Source organism: Variovorax sp. YR266 (assembly GCF_900107295.1).
GTDB lineage: Bacteria > Pseudomonadota > Gammaproteobacteria > Burkholderiales > Burkholderiaceae_C > Variovorax.
In genome coordinates this window covers 302,484-322,539 of record NZ_FNPM01000008.1, presented here as the reverse complement: position 1 = coordinate 322,539, position 20,056 = coordinate 302,484, and the positions used below count along the sequence as shown (strand labels likewise).

The following is a 20,056-nucleotide window of genomic DNA, read 5'->3' as shown; positions in this document are numbered from 1 at the left end:
TTGTCGTCGCGTGTTCGTTCAGCGGTCAGACGCGTTCGAGAATCACCGCAATGCCCTGCCCCACGCCGATGCACATCGTGCACAGCGCGTAGCGGCCGCCGCCCTTGTGCAGCTGGTTGACTGCGGTGGTGGCCAGGCGCGCACCGCTGGCGCCCAGCGGATGGCCCAGCGCAATGGCGCCGCCGTTGATGTTGACGCGGGCGTCGTCGTCCTTCAGGCCCAGCAGGCGCAGCACGGCAAGGCCTTGCGCGGCAAAGGCTTCGTTCAGTTCGATGACGTCGATCTGGTCGATGGTGAGGCCGGTGAGCGCCAGCACCTTCTGCGTGGCGGGCGCGGGGCCGATGCCCATCACGCGCGGCGCGACGCCGGCGGTGGCCATGCCGACCACGCGGGCGCGCGGCGTGAGGCCATGCTTGGCGGCACTGGCTTCATCAGCCAGCAGCAGCGCGCAGGCACCGTCGTTCACGCCGCTGGCATTGCCGGCCGTCACGGTGCCGTCGGGGCGCACAACGCCCTTGAGCTTGGCGAGCGATTCGAGGCTGGTCTCACGCGGATGCTCGTCCTTGTTGACGATGATCGCGTCGCCCTTCTTCTGCGGCACGCTCACGGGCACGATCTCGGCGTCGAAGAAGCCGGACTTCTGCGAAGCCACGGCGCGCAGCTGCGAGTTCAGCGCCATCAGGTCTTGTGCTTCGCGCTCGATCTTGTAGTCGGTGGCCACGTTCTCGGCCGTCTCGGGCATGGAGTCGACGCCGTACTGCGCCTTCATGAGCTTGTTGACGAAGCGCCAGCCGATGGTGGTGTCGTACACGGCGTTGTTGCGGCTGAAGGCGCTCTCGGCCTTGGGCATGACGAAGGGCGCGCGGCTCATGCTCTCGACGCCGCCGGCGATCATCAAACCGGCTTCGCCTGCGCGGATGGCGCGCGCTGCGGTACCCACGGCGTCAAGGCCCGAGCCGCACAGCCGGTTGATGGTGCCGCCGCCGATTTCGAGCGGCAGGCCCGCCAGCAGCGCCGACATGCGCGCGACGTTGCGGTTGTCTTCGCCAGCCTGGTTGGCGCAGCCATAGAGCACGTCGCTCACGGCCTGCCAATCAACGTTCTTGTTGCGTTCCATCAGCGCCTTGAGCGGCACGGCGCCCAGGTCGTCGGTGCGCACGCTGCTGAGCGAACCGCCGTAGCGGCCGAAGGGAGTGCGAACGGCGTCGCAGATGAAGGCTTGATTGGTCATGGAAGCTGTCTCTCTTTGATTGCTTGAAAAAAGGATCAGGCTGCGATCGGGAGTCCGACGAGCTTTTCGAGTTCTTCGCGGCTGAGGCCGTCGACGAGGTCGACCAGCTTCAGGCTCTGCGGCGTGCATTCGAGCGTGGCGAGGTCGGAGTACACACGCTTGACGCAGGCAATGCCGGTCAGCGGATAGGTGCATTCCTTCACCAGCTTGCTCACGCCCTGCTTGGTCAGCAAGTCCATCATGACCCAGGTCTGCTTGGCGCCGATGGCGAGGTCCATTGCGCCGCCGACTGCGGGAATGGCGTCTTTCTCGCCGGTGTGCCAGTTGGCGAGGTCGCCGGTGGCAGACACCTGGAACGCGCCGAGCACGCAGATGTCGAGGTGGCCGCCACGCATCATTGCGAAGCTGTCGGAGTGGTGAAAGAACGAGCCGCCCGGCAGCAGCGTGACGGGCTGCTTGCCGGCGTTGATGAGGTCGTAGTCTTCTTCGCCGGCCTCGGGCGCGGGGCCCATGCCGAGGATGCCGTTTTCGCTCTGCAGGATGACCTCGCGGCCCTTGGGCAGGTGGTTGGCCACCAGCGTGGGCTGGCCGATGCCGAGGTTGACGACGGCGCCGTCGAAGATGTCCTGCGCCACGCGGGCGGCCAATTGGTCCTTGGTGCGACGTTGGTAAGTCATGAGAATTAGATTCCTCCGCGCTTTCGCGCTACGGTTTTCGCTTTGGGGCGGCCCGGCAGCTCAAGCTGCCTTCTTGAAGCCGCCGGCCTGGGTGGCGACACGTTCGATGCGCACCACCTGGTGCACGAAGATGCCCGGGGTGACGATGGTTTCGGGGTCGAGGGTGCCGAGTTCTGCGATGTCGTGCACGGTGGCCACCGTCTTCTTCGAGGCCATCGCCATCACCGGGCCGAAGTTGCGTGCGGCCTTGCGGTAGACCAGGTTGCCCCAGCGGTCGCCGCGCTCGGCCTTGATGAGCGCCACGTCGCCGTGGATGGGGTACTCGAGCACGTACTGCTTGCCGTCGATCTCGCGGGTCTCGCGGTTGCCGGCTAGTTGCGTGCCGTAGCCGGTCGGGCAGAAGAAGGCGCCGATGCCTGCGCCCGCCGCACGGATGCGTTCGGCGAGATTGCCCTGGGGCACGAGCTCGAGCTCGAGCTTGCCGCTGCGGTAGAGCCCGTCGAACACCTGGCTGTCGGCCTGGCGCGGGAAGCTGCAGATGATCTTGCGCACGCGGCCGGCCTTCAGCAGCGCCGCGAGGCCGGTCTCGCCGTTGCCTGCGTTGTTGTTGACGACGGTGAGGTCCTTGGCGCCCTGTTCGACGAGGCCCTCGATGAGTTCGTTGGGAATGCCGGCTGTGCCGAAGCCGCCGATGAGAACCGTGGCGCCGTCTGGGATGCCTGCCAGGGCATCGGCGACCGAGCGCGCGATCTTGTTGATCATGAAGCCTGTCTCCGGGAGTGAAGAAAAGAAAGCGAGGAAGCGAACCGCCTGAACACGCCGACCGATTCTGCGAACCGCCGATTTGTTCGTCTAAAGAACATTTGTTCGTATAATGAATTTTAGAGAGGATCGCGCACCATGGCAACCCACCCCACACAACCCGATACACCCGCACCCGGCGACAGCTACGTGCAGTCTTTTGCGCGGGGGCTGCAGGTGATCCGCTCGTTCAGCGCCAATGCGCCGCACCAGACGCTCAGCGAGGTGGCCGCCGGCAGCGGGCTCACGCGCGCGGGGGCACGCCGCATCCTGCTCACGCTGCAGACGCTGGGCTATGTGGTGACCGACGGCAAGCTCTTCACGCTCACGCCGCGCATCCTCGACCTTGGGTTTGCGTACCTCTCGTCCATGCCGATCTGGAACCGCGCCGAGCCGGTGATGGAAGCGCTGGTGCAGCAGGTGCAGGAGTCGTGCTCGGCCGCCGTGCTCGACGCGACGGACATCGTCTACGTGCTGCGAGTGCCGACGAAGAAGATCATGCACATCAACCTGGGTGTGGGCTCTCGCCTGCCGGCCTATTGCACATCGCTCGGCCGGCTGCTGCTGGCGGACCTCGATGACGACGAAGTGCGCGCGCGCCTTGAAGCATCGAGCATCGAGGCGCTAACGAAGCACACGGTGACCGACATCGATGCGCTCATGGCCAAGGTGGCGCAGGCACGCAAGCAGCAGTGGTGCCTGGTGAACCAGGAACTCGAGGAAGGCCTGATCTCGGTAGCCGCACCTATCGTCGATCGGCAAGGGCGCATGGTGGCCGCACTCAACATCAGCGGACAAGCGAACCGCACCAGCGCGAAGGCAATGCAGGAGACGATGCTGCCCGCGCTGCGCGAAGCGGCGGAGCGGATCTCGCGCATGCTCTGACCCGAATGGGTATTCATGGACACGTCACACCGGCTTTTTAGATTGCGCTTCGCACTAAAAACCATGGGAGGGTCCATTCATGTCCGTTCGCTTCGCCTCGTCCAACTTGCCGCGTCACCTAATGCTGGCAGTCGTTTCCTCTGCTGTTCTCGCCGCGTGCGGCGGCAGTGACGGCAGCGGTGTTGCCTTTCCCCCGGTAGCGGCAACGCCCGCTCCGCCTCCCGCGCCAGCACCTGCTCCCCAGCCGTCACAAGACGACTCGGCAGGATTGCCTCACAAGCTGACCGGCTGGGCCTCCCTGGCCGATACGTTCCGCTGGCCCGGCCCGACCACTGGCCAGTTCATTACCGCCGCGCTCGGCGTGACGCCACCCTTCGTCGACGGACAGCCGCTGCCGGGCTTCTCGGCACTGCTGAAGAACGATGACGGCACCTGGACCGCCATGCCCGACAACGGCTACGGCAGCAAGGGCAACTCCGGCGACTTCGTGGTCGGCTTCTACAACGTCAACATCGACTTCCGCACCGCGGCCAACGGCACGACGGTGCCCGGCACCATCAAGGTGAACAGCCACGTCAATTTCAACGACGCCAACGGCTTCCTGAAGGACGGCAAGGGCGTCGACCTGAAGATCACCGCCGACTACGCCAACTACCAGACGGTGTCCGGCAACAACCTGGTCGACAGCGGCAAGCCGGTGGATGCGCGCATCGTCAGCGGCCGGCTGCTGACAGGCTTCGACCTCGACGTCGAGTCGATCGCCCGCGCCAAGGACGGCACCTGGTTCGTCGGCGAGGAGTTCGGCCCCTACATCCTGCACTTCGACAAGAACGGCACGCTGATGGGCGACCCGGTGCCGCATCCGTTCCTGCGCAGCCCGTCCAACCCGCTGGTGATGAACGACGGCGCCACCGCAACCTCGCTCTCGAGCCGGGGCTTCGAGAGCCTGGCCTTCAACGGCGACAGCAGCCGCCTCTACGCGGTGCCCGAAGCAGCGCCCTCGCTGGCCTCGTTGCGGCCGGTGGCAGACGACGAGCGCTACCTGAACTTCTTCGAGTTCGACCCCGCCTCGATGCTCTACACCGGCAAGAACCCGGTCTACAAGAAGGACGGTCCCGCCAAGGACAACCAGATCGTGATCGGCGACATGACCAACGTGGGCGGCAACAAGTTCGTGCTGATCGAGCGCGACAGCCTGTACGGCTCGAAGGCAGTGGTCAAGCGCCTGTACATGGTCGACCTCGACGTGAAGGATGCCGACGGTGTGCTGAAGAAGACGCTGCTGGTCGACCTGCTGAACATCTCCGACCCGACGGACATCGGCGGTCCGCTGGCCAGCGTGGTGGCCGGCAAGTTCAGCATGCCCTTCGATTCGATCGAGAGCGTCGAGGTGGTGGACGACAACACCCTGGCCGTTGCGATCGACACCAACTTCCCGACGGAAGACGGTCGCGTTCCCGGCAAGCCGGACGACACGGAAGTCATCACGATCCGCTTCGACCAAGCGCTGTTCAAGCGCGTCGCGTCGAAGACGTAAGGGGAGCCCGGGGCTCCCTCGGTCAGCTCTCCGAGTGGATGCCCTTCATGATGATCACGCCGCCCAGGCGCGTGGTGTCGGCGCGCATGCGCTTGGCCAGCGTGTCGGGTGAGCCGGGCTGTGCCTGCCAGCCGGTCTTCAGCAGCGCCTCGCTCACGTCGGGAGAGCTGATCACTTCGACCAGCGCTGCATTGAGCTTGGCGACGGCCGCGGGCTTCATGCCGGCGGGCGCGGCCAGCGCGGTCCAGATTTCGAGGTCGGCGCCGCGCACGTCCGCATCGCGAATCGTGGGCAGTTCGCTGGCCAGCGGGCTGCGCTCGGGCGAGGTCACGCCAATGGCCTTGATCTTTCCCGACTTGATGTGCGGCAACGCGAGGCCGGGCGGCAGCAGCGCCAGCTGGATCTCGTTGGCGAGCAGGCCCGCAATGACCTGCGGGTTGCCGGTGTAGGGCCTGTGCTGCGCGGTGATGGCCGCGCGGCTCTTGATTAGCTCCATGCCCAGGTGGCCCACGGTGCCTACGCCCGGCGTGCCGTACTTGCCGCTGCTGCCGAGGTTGCGCACCCACAGCAGCTGGTCGGCCGCGGTCTTGCCCGTGGCGCCGCCCGAGACAGCCAGCACCAGCGGCGCGGTGCCGATGAGGCCGACGGGCGCAAAGTCTTTCTCGGGGTCGAAAGGCAGCGCCGGATTGAGCAGCTTGGCGATGGTGAGGTTGCCGTTGATCAGCGCGCCGATGGTGTGATCGTCGGTGGCCTTGGCCACCAGGTCGGCCACGGTGTTGCCGCTGGCGCCGGGCTTGTTCTCGACGACCACCGGCTGGCGCAGGATCTTCGACAGCGGTTCGGCAATGGCGCGAGTCGCGAGGTCGGGCGATGCGCCGGCAGGAAAGCCCACGAGGATGTGGACGGGCTTGGTCGGCCAGGCGTCGGCACCGGCTGCCGGGCGTTGTTGGGCCCAGGAGCCCGGTGCGAACAACGAAGTGGCAACGGCTGCAGCGCCGCCTTCGAGCAAGCGGCGTTTGGTGATCGTCAAGGGAGGCTCCAGAGCGATGAAAAGAAGCGGTGAAATGTCACCACTTTGTTTCAAACGTTACAGGATCATGCTCTGCTGCGCAAGTCAGAAGGAGGTTTGCACAGGGCCTTTATCGCGTCGGACGCGACAGCACTTCACCTTCGCGACGAAGCCCCCAGCAACCGCCTCTGCGTCGGAAAAAGCGACCAGCCCCAGTGCTGCTGCGCATAGCCCCAAAGCCCCTGCTTGAAGAACAGCGTGACGAGGATCGCGAGCATGCCCAGGCCCAGCAGGTACCAGGTGCCGTAGTCGCTCAGGAACTTGTTGAGCGCCCAGAAGATGAGCGCGCCCACCAGCGGCCCCTCGATGCGGCCGATGCCGCCGATGACCACCATGAAGATGGCGAAAGCCGTCCAGTTGACGCTGAAGGCCGCATCGGGGCTTATGCGCAAATTGCCCACGAAGTACAGCGCCCCCGCGAGCCCCGCGCCGAAGGCCGCGACCACATACACCGCGAGCTTCATGCGCGCCACCGGAATGCCTTGCGACTCGGCCGCCACTTCGTTGTCGCGTATCGCCAGCAACGCCAGGCCGCGCTTGCTGCGCAGGAACAGGTACACCAGCGCGATGGCCGCGACCACGCAGGCCAGCGCCATCCAGTATGTGGTGCTTTCGCGCGTGGCCTTCTCGATGCCGCGCAGCGCAGTCAGCGTGGTGCCCGAGCCACCCCCCACCGCCGACACGTTGGCAAAGCTCAGGCGGAACACCTCCGCGATGACCCATGTGCCGATGGCGAAGTAGCCGCCCGACAGGCGGAACGCGACGAATGACACGGGTATGGCGATGAGCCCCGCAGCCAGCGCCCCCAGCGGTATCGCAATGAACGGATTGACGCCCGCGAAGTTGCCGAGCATCAGCATCACGTAGCCGCCGAAGCCGAAGAAGGCCTGCTGCCCGATGCTCACCATTCCGCCGTAGCCGGCAAGCAGGTTCCACATCATTGCGAAGATGAAGTAGCAGGCGATCTCGACGAACTCGCGCATCCAGCTCGACTCGCCCCACCACGGAAGGCTGGCGGCAACGAGCACGAGGCCGATGCCGACGAAGAGTGCGACGCGGCTCGCGGCGGTGGCACGCTCGACGGCGATGAGGGGTGGGGGCATGCTCGTCATTCGGTTCATCCACGCGTTTTCGGAAAGAGCCCCTGCGGCCGCAGCACCAGCACCACGAGGAACACGATGTGCCCGAACCAGATGCCCCAGCCCGGGTCAAGCCTGAAGCCGATCTGCTGCGTGATGCCGAGAATCATCGCGCCGGCCAGCGTGCCCCAGAAGGAGCCCATGCCGCCGATGATCACGGCCTCGAACGCGAAGAGCAGCAGCAGCGGCCCGTCGGAAGGCGAGACGGTTGTTCGCATGCCCTGCAGCGCGCCCGCGATGGCGATCAGTACGAAGGCGATGGCAGTGGCAAGCGCGTAGACCTTCTTCGCGTTCAGCCCCATGAGTTCGGCGATCTCGCGGTCGTCGGACACGGCGCGAAACGACCGGCCCAGCGCCGTGCGCGCAAAGAGCCACTGCAGAGCGCCCGTCGCAACGACCGCGATGGCCAGCACGATGAGCGGCAGCACACCGAGCGACATCGCATCGCTCAGCGCAATGCCCTGCGTGTTGAGCCCGCCGGTCTCTATCGCGCGCGGATCGGCCGAGAACAGTTCGAGCAGCAAGTTCTGGATCACGATCGACAGGCCGAAAGTGACGACCAGCGAAGGCAACGGGTCCTTGCCGAGCGTGCCGTTGAGCACGTAGCGCTGCAGCGCGTAGCCGAAACCGAAGGCCACCGGCAGCACCGCGAGCGCCACGAGCCAGGGCATGGCATCGCCCGTCAGCGACACGCCCGCGATGACCGCGAACGCGCCGAGGATGATGAAGTCACCCTGCGCCGTGTTGGTGAGCCGCATCACGCCGAACATCAGCGACTGGCCCAGTGCGAACAGCGTGTAGAGGCCGCCGAGCAGCACGCCCTGGACGATGGTTTCAAGCATGGGCGGCCTCGATGCCGAAGTAGGCCTGCGAGATCTGTTCGCGCGTGAGGTCGGCGGAATTTCCTTCGAGCGACACGCGACCTTCCTGGAAGCAGTAGATGCGCTGAGAGACCTGCCGCGCCATGGTCACGTCCTGCTCGACGATGACCACGGTCATGCCCTCGCCGGTGATCGTGGGCATGGCGGCATAGATCTCGCGGATGACGATGGGCGCGAGGCCGAGCGACAACTCGTCGCACAGCAGCAGCTCGGGGTTGCTCATGAGCGCGCGGCCGAGCGCGACCATCTGCTGCTGGCCGCCCGACAGCGACGTGCCCGGCTGGTGCCGCTTCTCGGCGAGTATGGGAAACAGCGCATACAGGCGCTGAAGATTCCACGGGCCCTTGCGCGCGGCGGTGGCACCCATGAGCAGGTTCTCTTCGACGCTGAGGCTGGGAAACAGGCGGCGGCCTTCGGGAACCATGGCGAGGCCGCGGCGCACGATGTCGCCGGGAGGCATCCCGCCGATGGGCTCACCCTTGAAGCTGATCGCTTCGCGAGGCGCGCGCACCAGGCCCGTAAGGCTCTTGAGAAAGGTCGACTTGCCCGCGCCGTTGGCACCGATGATGGCCACGAGCTCACCACGGGCCAGCGAGAAGTCGATGCCGAACAAGGCCTGGGCGTCGCCGTAGAAAGCCTTGAGGGCGTGGGTGGAAAGCAGCGCGCTCATGCCTCCATCCCCATGTACACGCGCCGCACCTCCGAATCGTTCATCACCGCGCGCGGCTCGCCTTCCGCCAGCTTCTGCCCGAAGTTGATGACGAACAAGCGGTCCGCCAGCGACAGCAGCGCATGCACCACGTGCTCGATCCAGATCATCGTCACGCCCCGCGCCTTGATGCGCTTGAGCTCCCCGACCAGCACCGCGGCCTCTGGCTCCGTCAGCCCGCCCGCGATCTCGTCGAGCAGCAGCAACTGCGGCCGCGTCGCCAGCGCGCGCGCCAGCTCCAGCCGCTTGCGATCGAGCAGGGTCAGCCCACCCGCAGGCTTGTTCGCGTGCGGCATCAGCCCCGTCTGCTCCAGCACCTCGTGCGCCGTCTGCCACGCCTCGCGCTCGGTCTGCTGCCCGCCGAAGCAGGCGGCCGTGACGAGGTTCTCGAACACGCTCATGTTGCCGAAGGGCTGCGGCACCTGGTAGCTGCGCCCGATGCCCGCGTGACAGCGCTGGTGCGGTCGCAGCCGCGTCACGTCGCGGCCCGCGTACTCGACGCGCCCCGCATCGACGCGCACGTCGCCCGAGATCAGGTTGAACAGCGTGGTCTTCCCCGCGCCGTTCGGCCCGAGGATGCCCAGCGTCTCGCCCTCGGTCACCGACAGCGTGATGTCGTCCGTGACCTTGAGCGCCCCGTAGGACTTCCTCACGGCATGCAGTGCCAGCAGCGTCATGACGGTCAGAGCAGCCGCAGCTTGCCGCCGGCAGGAATGTTCGTCGCCGCCTCGTTGTTCACGATGGTCAGCTCCACCTTGTACTTCTGGCCCTTGCCCCATTGGCCGAGCACCAGCGGTGTCTTGCTGACGTTCTTGAACGGCCCTTGGCCGCCCCACTTCACCGGGCCGACCACCGAGTTGATCGAGGTCGATGCCACGGCGTCGCGCACGTCCGAAGCCTTCAGCGACTTGGCACGCCCGAGTGCATTCGCCGCCACCTCGAACAGCGCATGCGCAAAGCCGATGGGCTGCGTCCACTGCTTCTTCGCACCTGCCTCGTAGGCATCGGCCAGCGCCTTGGCGCTTTGCTGCGTGAGGCTCGACGTGAACGGATGCGATGGGCTCCACCACACCTCGGTCGACAGGCCATCGCCCAGGTCGCCCAGCGCCTCGATCGCGCCAGGGAACAGCAGTGCCTTGCCGAGCGTGATGATCTTCGGCTTGAAGCCCTGTTGCCGAGCCTGCGTGAGGAAGGTCTTCGCGTCCGGCGGAATCACTACGCCAGTGACGATCTCGACGCCCTCTTTCTTGAAGGCCGCGATCTGCGCGCTGAAATCTTGCGTGCCGTTCTGGAAGCGCCCAGGGTCGGTGAGCGTGAAGCCCATCTGCGCGAGTGGCTTGGGGAAGCCCAGTTCCTTGTCGCCCCAGGCGTTGCCGTCGCCGTCGTTCGGGAACAGGCCGCCCACCTTCTTGTTGGTGGCGAGCGTCTTCCAGCCGTTGGTGAAGTTGGCGATGACGTCTTCGAGGCCCCAGAACATGTGATACGTCCAGTTGAAGCCCTTCGCCGGGTCGCCCTTGCGGCCGAAGAACCAGGGCTGCCACGGCACCACGCTGGAGATGCAGGGCACCTCGTTGAGTTCGCAGGCATCGCTCACGGGGTTGGCGGTTTCGGGTGTGCCGGCGGTGAGCACCAGCGCGACCTTGTCTTTCAGGATCAGGTCGTTCGCCACCTCGCCCGCGCGGTTGGGGTTCGACTGGCTGTCCTTCAGCACGATCTGCACCGCGTATTTCTTGCCGCCGACACTGATGCCGTCCTTGAAGGCGGTCTTCATCTGGTCGATGACCCATTTGTCTGCCTCGCCGAAGGGCGCGAGCGGACCGGTCTGCGGCGACACGTAGCCGATCTTCAGCGTGTCGGCCGCGAACACCAGTGGCGTTGCGCCCGAAGCCACCAGCGCGGCCGTGGCCTGCGTGAACTGTCTGCGATTGAATGTCATGGTTGTCTCCGTCTCTTGTGTTTTTTGTGCCGCCCGATCAGGGGTCAGCGCGCGAAGTGCGGCGGTATCTGCGCGTCGACGTTCACCCACACGCTCTTGACCTGCGTGTATTCGCGCATCGCATCGAACCCCATCTCGCGGCCGTAGCCGCTCTGGCCGACGCCGCCGAAGGGCGAGCCGGGGTTCACGCGCTTGTAGCTGTTGATCCAGACCATGCCGGCGTGCAGGTCGCGCGCGACCTTGTGGGCGCGCTGCAGGTTGTTGGTCCACAGGCCGCTGCCGAGGCCGTAGTCGGTGCCGTTGGCGATCTGCATCGCCTCTTCGTCGTTCTTGAAGGTGAGCACGGTGACGAAGGGGCCGAACACCTCTTCCTGCGCGATGCGGTCCTTGTATGACCTGGCGCGCATCACGGTGGGTTCGACGTAGCAGCCCTTGGCCAGATCGCCGCCCGGCGACTTGCCGCCCGCCAGCAGTTCGCCGCCCTCGCCTTGCGCCACTTCCACATAGCTCAGCACGCGCTCGCGATGCTGCGCGCTGGTGAGCGGACCCATCTCCGTCGCCTCGTCGAGCGGGTCGCCGAGGCGGATCGACTTCGCAAGCGGAATGAACTGCTCGAGGAAGGCATCGGCGATCTTCTCGTGCAGCATCAGCCGCGAGCCCGCAATGCAGGCCTGCCCCTGGTTGTGGAAGATGGCCCATGCGCTCCCGTTGACGGCCGCCTGCAGGTTCGCATCTTCGAAAACGATGTTCGGCCCCTTGCCGCCGAGTTCGAGCTGCACCTTCTTGAGGTTGCCCGCGCTGGCCTGCACGATGCGCCGGCCCGTGGCGGTGCTGCCGGTGAACGCGATCTTGGCGATCTCCGGATGCTCGGCGATGTACTGGCCCGCCACGCTGCCGAGCCCCGGCAGCATGTTGACCACACCTGGCGGCAGGCCGGCCTCGGCCATCAGCTCGGCGATGCGCAGGGACGACAGCGGCGTGATCTCCGCCGGCTTCATCACGATGCAGTTACCGGCCGCGAGGGCGGGCGCCATCTTCCAGCTGGTGAACATGAGCGGAAAGTTCCACGGCACCACCTGGCCGACGATGCCGACGGGCTCGCGCAGCGTGTAGTTGAGAAAGCCCTCTTCGACCGGAATGGTCTCGCCCTGGAACTTGTCGGCCATGCCGCCGAAGTAGCGGAAGCACGCTGCCGTGCGCGGCACGTCGAGCCGGCGCGAATCGCGGATCGGGTGGCCGGTGTCGAGCGATTCGAGGCGCGCGAGTTCTTCGCCGTTGGCTTCGATGAGGTCGGCGAGCTTCAGCAGGATGCGGCCACGGTCGGCGGCAGCCATGCGGCTCCATTTCGGGAAGGCGCGCTTCGCAGCAGCGACGGCCTTGTCGACGTCGGCCTTGCCGGCCAGCGCGACCTGGGCGATGGGCGTGTTGTCGTGCGGGTTCAGCGTGGCGAGAGTCTCGCCGGATTCGGCGTCGACGAAGCGGCCGTCGATGAAGAGCTGGTGGCGGATGGAAAGAGCAGGCATGAGTTTCCTCTCCCTCCCCGCTTGGGGAGAGTTGGATGGAAGGGCGTCGGGAGGGAGAGAAAAACCGGTCAGAACTCGACCGGGATCTCCGGGCTCTCGCCCTTCTGGATTTCGTACACCAGGCTCGGCGACCCGTTCTCCCACACCAGCAGCATCGAGCGCTTGGGGCTGAAGCCCTGGTGGCGGCAGTAGGCGGGCATGGCTGCCATGTCGCCGGCCTTCATGATCACGCGGGCCATGGGCCTGCCGGTGTTCTTGTCGCCGCAGTCCCAGTGGATTTCGTCGGTCATCTGGAAGAACCACTCGACACGGTCGTTGCCGTGGATGATCGGCAGGATGTGCTCCTCGGTCGTCGGGCACATGTAGCTGTGCTTCACCACCGAGGTGAAGCTCGGGTTCCACGTGACCTGCGAGCGGCTCAGGAAGCCGAAGAGATTGAAGGCGTGCACGTCGTTCTCGAAGCCGGGCTCGGGGTGCAGCTCGGGCTGGCCCTGCGGCACGTCGGCAAAGGCGCGGTTCACCGGAGCGCCGCGTTCGTCGCTGCGCAGGTCGAGGTCTCCCTTCAGGCCCACGCAGCGCTTGGCAAGTTCGCGCGCCCTCGTGATCTTGGCGGTGTTGTTGCCGTTCTTGCGGCCGTAGGGCGAGCCGGTTTCCTGCGGCGCGGCGAAGGGGTCGAAGCTCTCGTTGGTCCAGTCGTCGAGCATGGCCTCGAAGGTGGCGCGGATCTGCGCGGTCGGGAAGTTCTCGAGCAGGTCGATACCCGCGTCCTTCATGGTGCCGTTGAAGCTGCCGGCGTACAGGTCGACCGACTCGTAGTGGTTGACGGTGCCGAACACGTCGTCGAAGTTGACCCAGCCGTAGAAGAAGCCCCAGGCCACGTCGCGCATCAGTGCGCGCAGGTAGCTGCCGGCGTCCATGGTGTGGCTCATGGGGCGGCCGTCGCGGGTCTTCCAGCCGATGTGAACGAAGTATTCGTCGCGGCGGAAGCTGAAGCTGCCGAGCGAAAAGTCCTTGTAGCCGAGCGTGGCGTCGGGCTGCGACGCGATCACCTTGGCGAGTTCTGCGGGTGCGTTCATGGTGTGTGGCTCCTGGATTCGGGTGCGGTCAATGCACTCAGTGCGATTGGCAGATGTCGGCCCACTTCTCGACCGAGAGGTCGCCCTTGCAGCTTTGCAGGACGATCACGCCCGGCTCGCCGGCGCTGCGGAACTGGTAGGCGGTGTTCTTCGGCAGCAGGCCCTGGTGGCCGCGCGAGAGCTTCATCCAGCCCATCTTCTTGCCCTTGGGCTCGCCCTTGACGAGCACGGCGCCGTTCTTTTCCTTGTCGGCCACTGCCTGGCCGTCGTCGAGCTGCACGAGGTGCACTTCGACGTCGCCGTCCATCACGAGCGCGAACTCGTCGTGCGCGCAGGTGTACCAGGGCGAGGTGCCTTCGGCGCGCAGCGTCTCCAGTACGTAGATCTGGTTCTGGCCGAACACGACCTTCTCGTAGGGTTTGCTGATGCTCGCGATCTCGAAGCAGTTGGAGAACGCGTAGTGGCGAACGTCGTCGTCGATGGGCTCGACGTGGCCCTTCTCGAAGTGCTTGAGTGAACCGAAGCGGGTCTTGTAGGCGGTCGCAGTGGTGGCTGTCATGGCTTGTCTCCTGTTGTCTCCAGTGATGGGTGAACTCTAGGAGTCAAGCGGCGGCACCGGTAGGGACCAGTTTGGAAGAGGATTATTCGGAGCTTCCGAACAATCGCAGGGGTTTACCCCCGTTCGGACGCTATCCGCTGGAGCGGCTGAACTCGATGAGCTCGGCAGGAATAAGGCCTCGCTCGATCAGCGTGGCGTCCCACGGCGGCACGCGCGTGAAGCGGGTGGCGATGTGCTCGATGAAGAGGCGCAGCTTCAGCGCATTGCGCGAGGTGCCCGCATAAACCGCGCTCAGCGAGAACGACGACAGCTGGTGCTCGGCCAGCACCACGCGCAGCTCGCCGCGCGCAATGGCATCGCCCGCCACCAGCGTGGGCAGGCAGACGATGCCCGCATGCTCCAGTGCATATTCGCGCAGCAGGTGCACGCTGTTGGTCAGCAGCGCGGCGTTCAGGTAGATGGTGGTCTGCTCGCCCTCGTGGTGAAAGGTCCATCGGTCGCGCGTGGGGTAGCCCGAGTAGAGGCCCAGCTTGTGCCGGTGCAGGTCGCGCGGCGCAGCGGGCGTGCCGTGCGCTTCGAGGTACGCCGGCGTGGCGCAGAGCACCCGCCGCACCGGAAAGAGCGGCCGCGACACCAGCTCCTGCGAGGCCGCGGGAAAGATCTGCAGCGCGCAGTCGACGCCGGCCTTCACGGGGTCGGCCACCGCGTCGCTCACGATCAGCTCGAGGTGGATGTCAGGGTATGTCGTCTGGAACTCGCGCAGCAGCGTGGCGAAGCGGCCCAGCACCATGCCGGTGAGTGCATGCACGCGCAGGATGCCCGAGGGCGTGCCGCGCGCATCGCGCATCTGGTCGACGATGTCGTTGGCGCGGCCCACCAGCTCGGTGCAGTCGCGCAGAAAGGCCTGGCCCATGTCGCTGAGCCTCACCACCCGGGTGCTGCGATGGAACAGCGGCGCTCCCAGGAACTCTTCGAGCTGCTTGACCCGCGTGGTGACGACCGAGTTGGCCACGCGCAGCTGCCGCGCCGCTTCCGCAAAGCTCTGGGTCTGCGCGACGCGAACGAAAGTTTCAATGCTTTGGAGGCGGTCCACGGCGGCACTGTACTGCGGGGCCGGTCGGCGCGGGGCGCCACGGGACGTTGCGGGCAAGCCTAAAGGCCGCGAAAGACGGTCATCCCTGTGTCGGGGAGTTACGTGCCCCACTTACAATCCCTGCCGCATCACCCACCCCTACGAGGTCTTGTCCGCAATGCCCAAGAGCCCCCGGCCACGCGCCCGTTTCAGCTTCTCCCCCACCGTGCGCGCCCTGTTCCTGGCCGCGGCAACCTGTGGCGCCGTGCTCCCGGCGCTGGCCGCCATCGAGCATGAGGAGGTCGACAAGCTCATGCAGGCCGGCAAGCTCGACGAGGCCCTGACGAAGGCCGACGCCTTCCTCAAAGACAAGCCGCGCGACCCGCAGATGCGCTTTCTCAAGGGCGTGATCCAGCTCGACACCGGCAAGCGCAACGAGGCCATCGCCGCCTTCACCCAGCTCACGCTGGACGCGCCCGAGCTGCCCGAGCCGTACAACAACCTCGCGGTGATCTACGCGAGCCAGAACCAGTTCGACAAGGCACGCAGCGCGCTCGAAAGCGCCATTCGCACCAACCCCAGCTACGCCACTGCCCAGGAAAACCTCGGCGACGTGTATGCACGGCTGGCCAGCCAGGCCTACAGCAAGGCCTTGCAGCTCGACCAGAACAACACGGCCGTGCAGCCCAAGCTGGCGGTGATCCGCACGCTCTTCACGCCGACACCGCCGGGCGCCAAGCCGACAGCCCTGGTGGCCTCGGCAGCACCTGTCCCCGCGGCAAAGGCGCCGGCTCCCGCGCCAGCCCCCGCTGCGCCGCCGCCACCAGTCAAGGTTGCCGCAGCTCCCGCACCGGTGGCCGCCGCGCCCAAGGCGCCCGAGGCAAAGGCGCCCGAAGCGGCGCCGGCTCCAGCACCTGCACCGGCCCCCGCAGCCAGCACCGCTTCCAATGCCGAAGTCGAATCCGCCGTGCGCGCCTGGGCTTCGGCCTGGGCCAGCCAGGACATGGACCGCTACCTCGCGGCCTACGGCCCCGACTTCACGCCCACCGGCGGCCAGAGCCGCAAGGGCTGGGAAGAAGACCGCCGCGCCCGCATCGTCGGCAAGTCGAGCATCAGCGTGAACATCGAGAACCTCGCGATCAAGGTCGACGGACAGAACGCGACGGCCAAGTTCCGCCAGATCTATCGCGCGGACAACCTCAACGTTTCGAGCCGCAAGACGCTGGACCTGCAGCGCTCCGGCAATCAATGGCACATTCGCAAGGAAAGCGTCGGCGGCTAGTGGCAGACATCGTCCGGCTCGGCCGGCTTCAGAATCCCCCGTTTCGTCTGCGCAGCGGACAACTGCTCGCAGCGCTGATGACCGCATCGGCGCTGATGCTGGCGGCGCCCGGTGCGGCGCTGGCGTCGAACAGCACCCACAAGGCCGGCAGCGCCAAAGCCGCCAGCGGCAGCACCAAGGCCAAGGCTGCGAACAGCAGCCGTTCCACCGCGCGCAGCGCGACCGGCCGGTCTTCTTCCGCCAAGGGCAAGAAGGGCGTGGCCGCTGCAGAGGCCCGAACGGCTGCCGCGACGGCAACAAGGCCCACACGCAGGTCGGCATCCGCCTCCTCCATCCAGGAAGCCAGCAACGCCGAAGCCCGCCTGATCGCGGTCTATGAAATGTTCGGCCGCGGACAGGCCCGCCCCGCGCTGGCCAAGGCCCGCGACCTGGTGCGCGACTACCCGAACTTCCAGCTTGCGCAGCTCGTCTACGGCGACCTGCTCGCGGCGCAAGTGCCCCCGTCGAATGCCCTGCCCGACACCGCCAGCATCGCGAAGATGCGCGGCAATCCGGCCATGGCCGAGCTGCACGAGGAATCGAAACGCCGCCTGCAGGCCCTGCGCGAGCGCCCGCCGGCCAACACCGTGCCGTCGCAGTTCCTGACGCTCTCGACCCGCAGCCGCTACGCCATTGCCGTCGACGCCTCGCGCTCGCGGCTGTACCTGTTCGAAAACTCGGACAAGGGCCTGAAGCTCACGGCCGACTACTACATCTCGGTCGGCAAGTCGGGCACCGACAAGGTCACCGAGGGCGACGCGCGCACCCCGCTGGGCGTGTACTACATCACCAGCAGCCTCGATCCGAAGTCGCTGAAAGACTTCTACGGCGCGGGCGCCCTGCCCATCAACTACCCCAACCCGTACGACGTGCGGCGCGGCAAGACCGGCGGCGGCATCTGGCTGCACGGCACCCCGCCCCAGCAGTTCGCCCGGGCGCCGCTGGCAAGCGACGGGTGCGTGGTCATGGCAAACCCTGACCTGAAGCAGCTTTTGCGAAAAGTGCAAATTGGCGCCACCCCGGTGGTCACCGCGCGCAGCCTGCAATGGATTTCACAACCGCAGGCTGAAAAAGAAACCCAGTCAATTACAAGCGCCATCAATGGCTGGAAAGATGCGCGAGCCAATGGAAATGAAGCGCAATTGAAGAAATTCTATTTGCCCGATTTCCAGCGCAGCAGCAAGAAATCCACTGAAGGAATTTCGGCTGTCGACGAAGAAGTGAAATACGCGCAGGGCAAGCGCGTGCAATTCAAGGACATGTCGTACCTCCACTGGCGGGACGGTGACGACACCATGATTGTTACCTTCGGCGAAGTGTTCGAAGGCGAGAAGAGCGGACGTTCCCGGCGCCAGTACTGGTTACGCCAGGGTACCGACTGGAAGCTCTTTCACGAAGAAATCCTGGGCTGAGGCCCGGTCGAATCCCTCTCGGCGACGGGGTCACCCCCTCAAACCCGTGACTTTTTGCTCACGGGTTTAGCCTTTTTTCACTGTTACATCTGGCCCTTTGGGGCTTCGTGCTACGTAACACGTAACGCACTTGTTCCCGTAACACCCCCGTTTCGCGCGTTCCCGGCGACGTAACGTCGCATCCCCTCTTCATGGGAGGCGCCGCGCGCCCTACAGAGGGAAAAATTCACTTCCAAACTGTCCACCAGCTGACCAGGTCTCTTCCTGGCTCGGGCTGGCAGGAGGCTTGCAGCCACCCTGCTTTACTCCTTTTGGCTAGCACACCTGGGCGAAAGTCTTGCGGGTTTGCCTTGTTGATACACGGAGTTACGCTGTATAACATCCACCTTGCAAGCCTTTGTTAACACTTCCTGAAAGGGGAAATCATGCTTAGCTCTATTACTCGTTTTCTGCGCGACGAAGAGGGTGCAACCGCAATTGAATATGGAATTATTGCGGGGCTCATGGCGACAATTCTTATTGCTGTTTTTGGCACCGACACTTCGTCCGGCGTCGGCAAAATCCTGGATGGCATCTTCACGGCCATCGGTACCAAGGCGACTCCCAAATAAGCACCGAGTCCGGATGCTCCATTTGTCGCTGCTGTGGCTGCTGATGATCATGGTCTATGACGCTCAACAACGCCGCGTCCCCAACTGGCTGGTGCTGGGGGGCGCGGCGGTCGCAATCGGAGCCCTTGCCATGAATGCGCAACCCTTCGGCATCGGATGGTCCGACGCACTCCTCGGCTGCGTCGTCGGTTTTGGGTTCCTTCTGCTTTTCTACGCCACCGGCTTCATGGGTGCTGGCGACGTCAAGTTCGCGGGCGCACTCGGCCTTTGGGTCGGCATGTCGCCGCTACTGCCGATCTGGATCGGTGCCAGCCTGTTGGCTGGAGCACATGGCCTGCTCTTGCTGGCTTTGCAGCGCTTCGCCTGGTTTCCCGGACTTGCATTGATGCTGTCGGGAAAGCCTCGCAGCGACGCTGCCTCGGGTTCGCGCAAGCAAACCCGCCCTATTCCCTTCGCGGCTTACCTCGCGTTGGCTTCGGCGGTCTGGATGATTTGGGGCCGACCGAGCTAGCCCCGCGCTACTCGTCACCGTGGGCCTTCCCTCAACTCGCCGATCGCCTACCCATTTCCTTCATCCGCCGCCCATGATCCACCTTACAAAAATCATCGCCGCCATCCTGGTGCTCCTGGCCATCGCTCTCGGGGGATATGCATGGGTGCTCAGTCGACAGCCCGCCACGCCCGCGCCTGTCGCAACGGCGCCTGCGGCCAGTTCTTCAAGCACGGCGCGAGTTCCGACATTTGCGGTGGTCGTGGCAACCAAGCCGCTGCCGGCAGGACAGGCGATCCCACCCGACGCCCTGCGCGTGGAGCAACTGACCATCAACCCGGCCGGTGCGTTCAGGGAAACAACGGCAGTCGTCGGTCGCGTCCCGGTTTTCGATCTTGGAGAAGGTACGCCGCTGCTGGAAGGTCAGCTTTCTTCAGGCCTGGCCTCACGCATTGAGGAAGGCGAGCGCGCTGTCGCAGTCAAGGCCGACGAAGTCATGGGCGTGGGCAACAAGGTCCAGCCAGGCGACTTCGTCGATGTGTTCGTGATGCTCAAGTCCGACAGCAAGGACATCGACCGCAGTCAGGCACGCCTGCTGCTGTCTCGCAAACGCGTGCTTGCGTTCGGCGGTGCGTCGGTTGATGGACTGGCCTCCAAGAACATCGATGGCCGCGCCAACGCAAGCTCTGGCGCACAGCAGCAACAGCGTGGCGACGCGGCCCGTACGGCAGTGCTCGCCGTGCCGGTCGAAGACATCAACCGCCTCACGCTCGGTGAATCCGCGGGCCGTTTGCTGCTGGCGCTGCGCAACCCCCTGGACACCACGGTTCCAGACCCCAAGCTGCTGGCCGAACTGCCAACGGCAATACAGCCTCCGGCGCCGCGGCGCGGTGAACCACCTCGCCCTCCGTTGGAAGGCCTCGATCGCGCTCAGGCAGGCCTCACGACAGTCGACCTGGTCTCTGGCGGCGTTGGCGGCCGTCGACCGACTGTCGAATCCCGTGCAAACACGACACCAACCGCCTCGACCCCTCGCTCACCCGGCACCGGCGGCCGGTCAGGCCTGGAGGTCGAAATGATCCGCGGCGACCGTAGCGAGACAGTGCGCTACTGACCCGCTCCGCCAT

20 protein-coding genes are annotated in these 20,056 nt (G+C 65.6%); 7 read left to right on the top strand and 13 right to left on the bottom strand.

Going from position 1 to position 20,056, the window contains the following annotated elements; genetic code table 11:
* Positions 1-25: 25 nt before the first annotated feature.
* Genes pcaF through BLW48_RS22060 form a run of 3 tightly spaced genes read right to left on the bottom strand, consistent with a single transcriptional unit; the run spans position 26 to position 2,670 of the window.
* Complete coding sequence (pcaF, locus tag BLW48_RS22070; protein ID WP_093057572.1) at positions 26-1,231, bottom strand: 3-oxoadipyl-CoA thiolase; 1,206 nt, start codon at positions 1,229-1,231, stop codon at positions 26-28.
* A 35-nt stretch (positions 1,232-1,266) separates the two neighbouring features.
* Entirely contained in the window at positions 1,267-1,908 is a 642-nt protein-coding gene (locus tag BLW48_RS22065) for a 3-oxoacid CoA-transferase subunit B (protein ID WP_093177479.1), read from the bottom strand.
* Between the two features lie 60 nt (positions 1,909-1,968).
* Positions 1,969-2,670 (bottom strand): 3-oxoacid CoA-transferase subunit A, encoded by a 702-nt coding sequence (locus tag BLW48_RS22060; RefSeq protein WP_093177477.1) that lies wholly within the window; start codon positions 2,668-2,670, stop codon positions 1,969-1,971.
* Between the two features lie 138 nt (positions 2,671-2,808).
* On the opposite strand from BLW48_RS22060, the gene BLW48_RS22055 reads away from it, so the two are divergent.
* Together BLW48_RS22055 and BLW48_RS22050 are read left to right on the top strand one after the other, a co-directional pair.
* Entirely contained in the window at positions 2,809-3,594 is a 786-nt protein-coding gene (locus BLW48_RS22055) for an IclR family transcriptional regulator domain-containing protein (protein WP_093079655.1), read from the top strand.
* A 268-nt stretch (positions 3,595-3,862) separates the two neighbouring features.
* A complete protein-coding gene (locus BLW48_RS22050) occupies positions 3,863-5,131 on the top strand; it encodes an esterase-like activity of phytase family protein (protein ID WP_305367589.1) in 1,269 nt (422 codons plus the stop codon).
* 22 nt (positions 5,132-5,153) lie between these two features.
* Here the strand turns inward: BLW48_RS22050 and BLW48_RS22045 are convergent, their stop codons facing one another.
* From BLW48_RS22045 to BLW48_RS22000, 10 genes are all read right to left on the bottom strand, one after another.
* Positions 5,154-6,161: a Bug family tripartite tricarboxylate transporter substrate binding protein gene (locus tag BLW48_RS22045; RefSeq protein ID WP_093177474.1), complete on the bottom strand. Its 1,008-nt coding sequence runs from the start codon at positions 6,159-6,161 to the stop codon at positions 5,154-5,156.
* A 134-nt stretch (positions 6,162-6,295) separates the two neighbouring features.
* Positions 6,296-7,303, bottom strand: a complete 1,008-nt coding sequence (locus BLW48_RS22040; protein ID WP_256330868.1) for a branched-chain amino acid ABC transporter permease — start codon at positions 7,301-7,303, stop codon at positions 6,296-6,298.
* 14 nt (positions 7,304-7,317) lie between these two features.
* Positions 7,318-8,181: a branched-chain amino acid ABC transporter permease gene (locus BLW48_RS22035; protein ID WP_093177471.1), complete on the bottom strand. Its 864-nt coding sequence runs from the start codon at positions 8,179-8,181 to the stop codon at positions 7,318-7,320.
* Positions 8,174-8,890, bottom strand: a complete 717-nt coding sequence (locus tag BLW48_RS22030) for an ABC transporter ATP-binding protein (RefSeq protein WP_093057564.1) — start codon at positions 8,888-8,890, stop codon at positions 8,174-8,176. Before BLW48_RS22030 ends, BLW48_RS22035 begins: the two co-directional genes overlap by 8 nt.
* The gene (locus BLW48_RS22025) at positions 8,887-9,606 is read right to left on the bottom strand and encodes an ABC transporter ATP-binding protein (RefSeq protein WP_093177469.1); all 720 of its coding nucleotides are present in this window, start codon (positions 9,604-9,606) and stop codon (positions 8,887-8,889) included. The genes BLW48_RS22030 and BLW48_RS22025 overlap by 4 nt, the downstream gene beginning before the upstream one ends.
* A gap of 5 nt (positions 9,607-9,611) precedes the next feature.
* A complete protein-coding gene (locus tag BLW48_RS22020) occupies positions 9,612-10,865 on the bottom strand; it encodes an ABC transporter substrate-binding protein (protein WP_093079672.1) in 1,254 nt (417 codons plus the stop codon).
* 44 nt (positions 10,866-10,909) lie between these two features.
* Positions 10,910-12,373, bottom strand: a complete 1,464-nt coding sequence (locus BLW48_RS22015) for an aldehyde dehydrogenase family protein (protein WP_093177599.1) — start codon at positions 12,371-12,373, stop codon at positions 10,910-10,912.
* A gap of 83 nt (positions 12,374-12,456) precedes the next feature.
* Complete coding sequence (locus BLW48_RS22010) at positions 12,457-13,464, bottom strand: hydroxyquinol 1,2-dioxygenase (RefSeq protein ID WP_093057561.1); 1,008 nt, start codon at positions 13,462-13,464, stop codon at positions 12,457-12,459.
* A gap of 37 nt (positions 13,465-13,501) precedes the next feature.
* Positions 13,502-14,023, bottom strand: coding sequence for a cupin domain-containing protein (locus tag BLW48_RS22005; RefSeq protein ID WP_093057560.1), 522 nt, complete (start codon positions 14,021-14,023; stop codon positions 13,502-13,504).
* A 130-nt stretch (positions 14,024-14,153) separates the two neighbouring features.
* Positions 14,154-15,116, bottom strand: a complete 963-nt coding sequence (locus BLW48_RS22000; protein WP_093057559.1) for a LysR family transcriptional regulator — start codon at positions 15,114-15,116, stop codon at positions 14,154-14,156.
* Positions 15,117-15,273: 157 nt separating this feature from the next.
* Between BLW48_RS22000 and BLW48_RS21995 the strand changes: the two genes are divergently transcribed.
* The 5 genes from BLW48_RS21995 (at position 15,274) to cpaB (ending at position 20,043) form a co-directional block, all read left to right on the top strand.
* Complete coding sequence (locus BLW48_RS21995) at positions 15,274-16,377, top strand: nuclear transport factor 2 family protein (RefSeq protein ID WP_093177468.1); 1,104 nt, start codon at positions 15,274-15,276, stop codon at positions 16,375-16,377.
* Positions 16,344-17,828 (top strand): L,D-transpeptidase family protein, encoded by a 1,485-nt coding sequence (locus tag BLW48_RS21990; protein WP_093177466.1) that lies wholly within the window; start codon positions 16,344-16,346, stop codon positions 17,826-17,828. Before BLW48_RS21995 ends, BLW48_RS21990 begins: the two co-directional genes overlap by 34 nt.
* A gap of 425 nt (positions 17,829-18,253) precedes the next feature.
* On the top strand, positions 18,254-18,439 hold the full coding sequence (locus BLW48_RS21985; protein WP_093177465.1) for a Flp family type IVb pilin: 186 nt from the start codon (positions 18,254-18,256) through the stop codon (positions 18,437-18,439).
* Between the two features lie 13 nt (positions 18,440-18,452).
* Positions 18,453-18,950, top strand: a complete 498-nt coding sequence (locus BLW48_RS21980) for a prepilin peptidase (RefSeq protein WP_093177463.1) — start codon at positions 18,453-18,455, stop codon at positions 18,948-18,950.
* Positions 18,951-19,023: 73 nt separating this feature from the next.
* The gene (cpaB, locus tag BLW48_RS21975; protein WP_093177462.1) at positions 19,024-20,043 is read left to right on the top strand and encodes a Flp pilus assembly protein CpaB; all 1,020 of its coding nucleotides are present in this window, start codon (positions 19,024-19,026) and stop codon (positions 20,041-20,043) included.
* Positions 20,044-20,056: the final 13 nt, after the last annotated feature.

Excerpts from the sequence above, each read along its gene's own strand:
- pcaF (WP_093057572.1), bottom strand. The coding sequence starts at position 1,231 with ATGACCAATCAAGCCTTCATCTGCGACGCCGTTCGCACTCCCTTCGGC.
- BLW48_RS22065 (WP_093177479.1), bottom strand. The coding sequence starts at position 1,908 with ATGACTTACCAACGTCGCACCAAGGACCAATTGGCCGCCCGCGTGGCG.
- BLW48_RS22060 (WP_093177477.1), bottom strand. The coding sequence starts at position 2,670 with ATGATCAACAAGATCGCGCGCTCGGTCGCCGATGCCCTGGCAGGCATC.
- BLW48_RS22055 (WP_093079655.1), top strand. The coding sequence starts at position 2,809 with ATGGCAACCCACCCCACACAACCCGATACACCCGCACCCGGCGACAGC.
- BLW48_RS22040 (WP_256330868.1), bottom strand. The coding sequence starts at position 7,303 with ATGCCCCCACCCCTCATCGCCGTCGAGCGTGCCACCGCCGCGAGCCGC.
- BLW48_RS22035 (WP_093177471.1), bottom strand. The coding sequence starts at position 8,181 with ATGCTTGAAACCATCGTCCAGGGCGTGCTGCTCGGCGGCCTCTACACG.
- BLW48_RS22030 (WP_093057564.1), bottom strand. The coding sequence starts at position 8,890 with ATGAGCGCGCTGCTTTCCACCCACGCCCTCAAGGCTTTCTACGGCGAC.
- BLW48_RS22025 (WP_093177469.1), bottom strand. The coding sequence starts at position 9,606 with ATGACGCTGCTGGCACTGCATGCCGTGAGGAAGTCCTACGGGGCGCTC.
- BLW48_RS22020 (WP_093079672.1), bottom strand. The coding sequence starts at position 10,865 with ATGACATTCAATCGCAGACAGTTCACGCAGGCCACGGCCGCGCTGGTG.
- BLW48_RS22010 (WP_093057561.1), bottom strand. The coding sequence starts at position 13,464 with ATGAACGCACCCGCAGAACTCGCCAAGGTGATCGCGTCGCAGCCCGAC.
- BLW48_RS22005 (WP_093057560.1), bottom strand. The coding sequence starts at position 14,023 with ATGACAGCCACCACTGCGACCGCCTACAAGACCCGCTTCGGTTCACTC.
- BLW48_RS21995 (WP_093177468.1), top strand. The coding sequence starts at position 15,274 with ATGCCCAAGAGCCCCCGGCCACGCGCCCGTTTCAGCTTCTCCCCCACC.
- BLW48_RS21990 (WP_093177466.1), top strand. The coding sequence starts at position 16,344 with ATGGCACATTCGCAAGGAAAGCGTCGGCGGCTAGTGGCAGACATCGTC.
- BLW48_RS21985 (WP_093177465.1), top strand. The coding sequence starts at position 18,254 with ATGCTTAGCTCTATTACTCGTTTTCTGCGCGACGAAGAGGGTGCAACC.
- BLW48_RS21980 (WP_093177463.1), top strand. The coding sequence starts at position 18,453 with ATGCTCCATTTGTCGCTGCTGTGGCTGCTGATGATCATGGTCTATGAC.
- cpaB (WP_093177462.1), top strand. The coding sequence starts at position 19,024 with ATGATCCACCTTACAAAAATCATCGCCGCCATCCTGGTGCTCCTGGCC.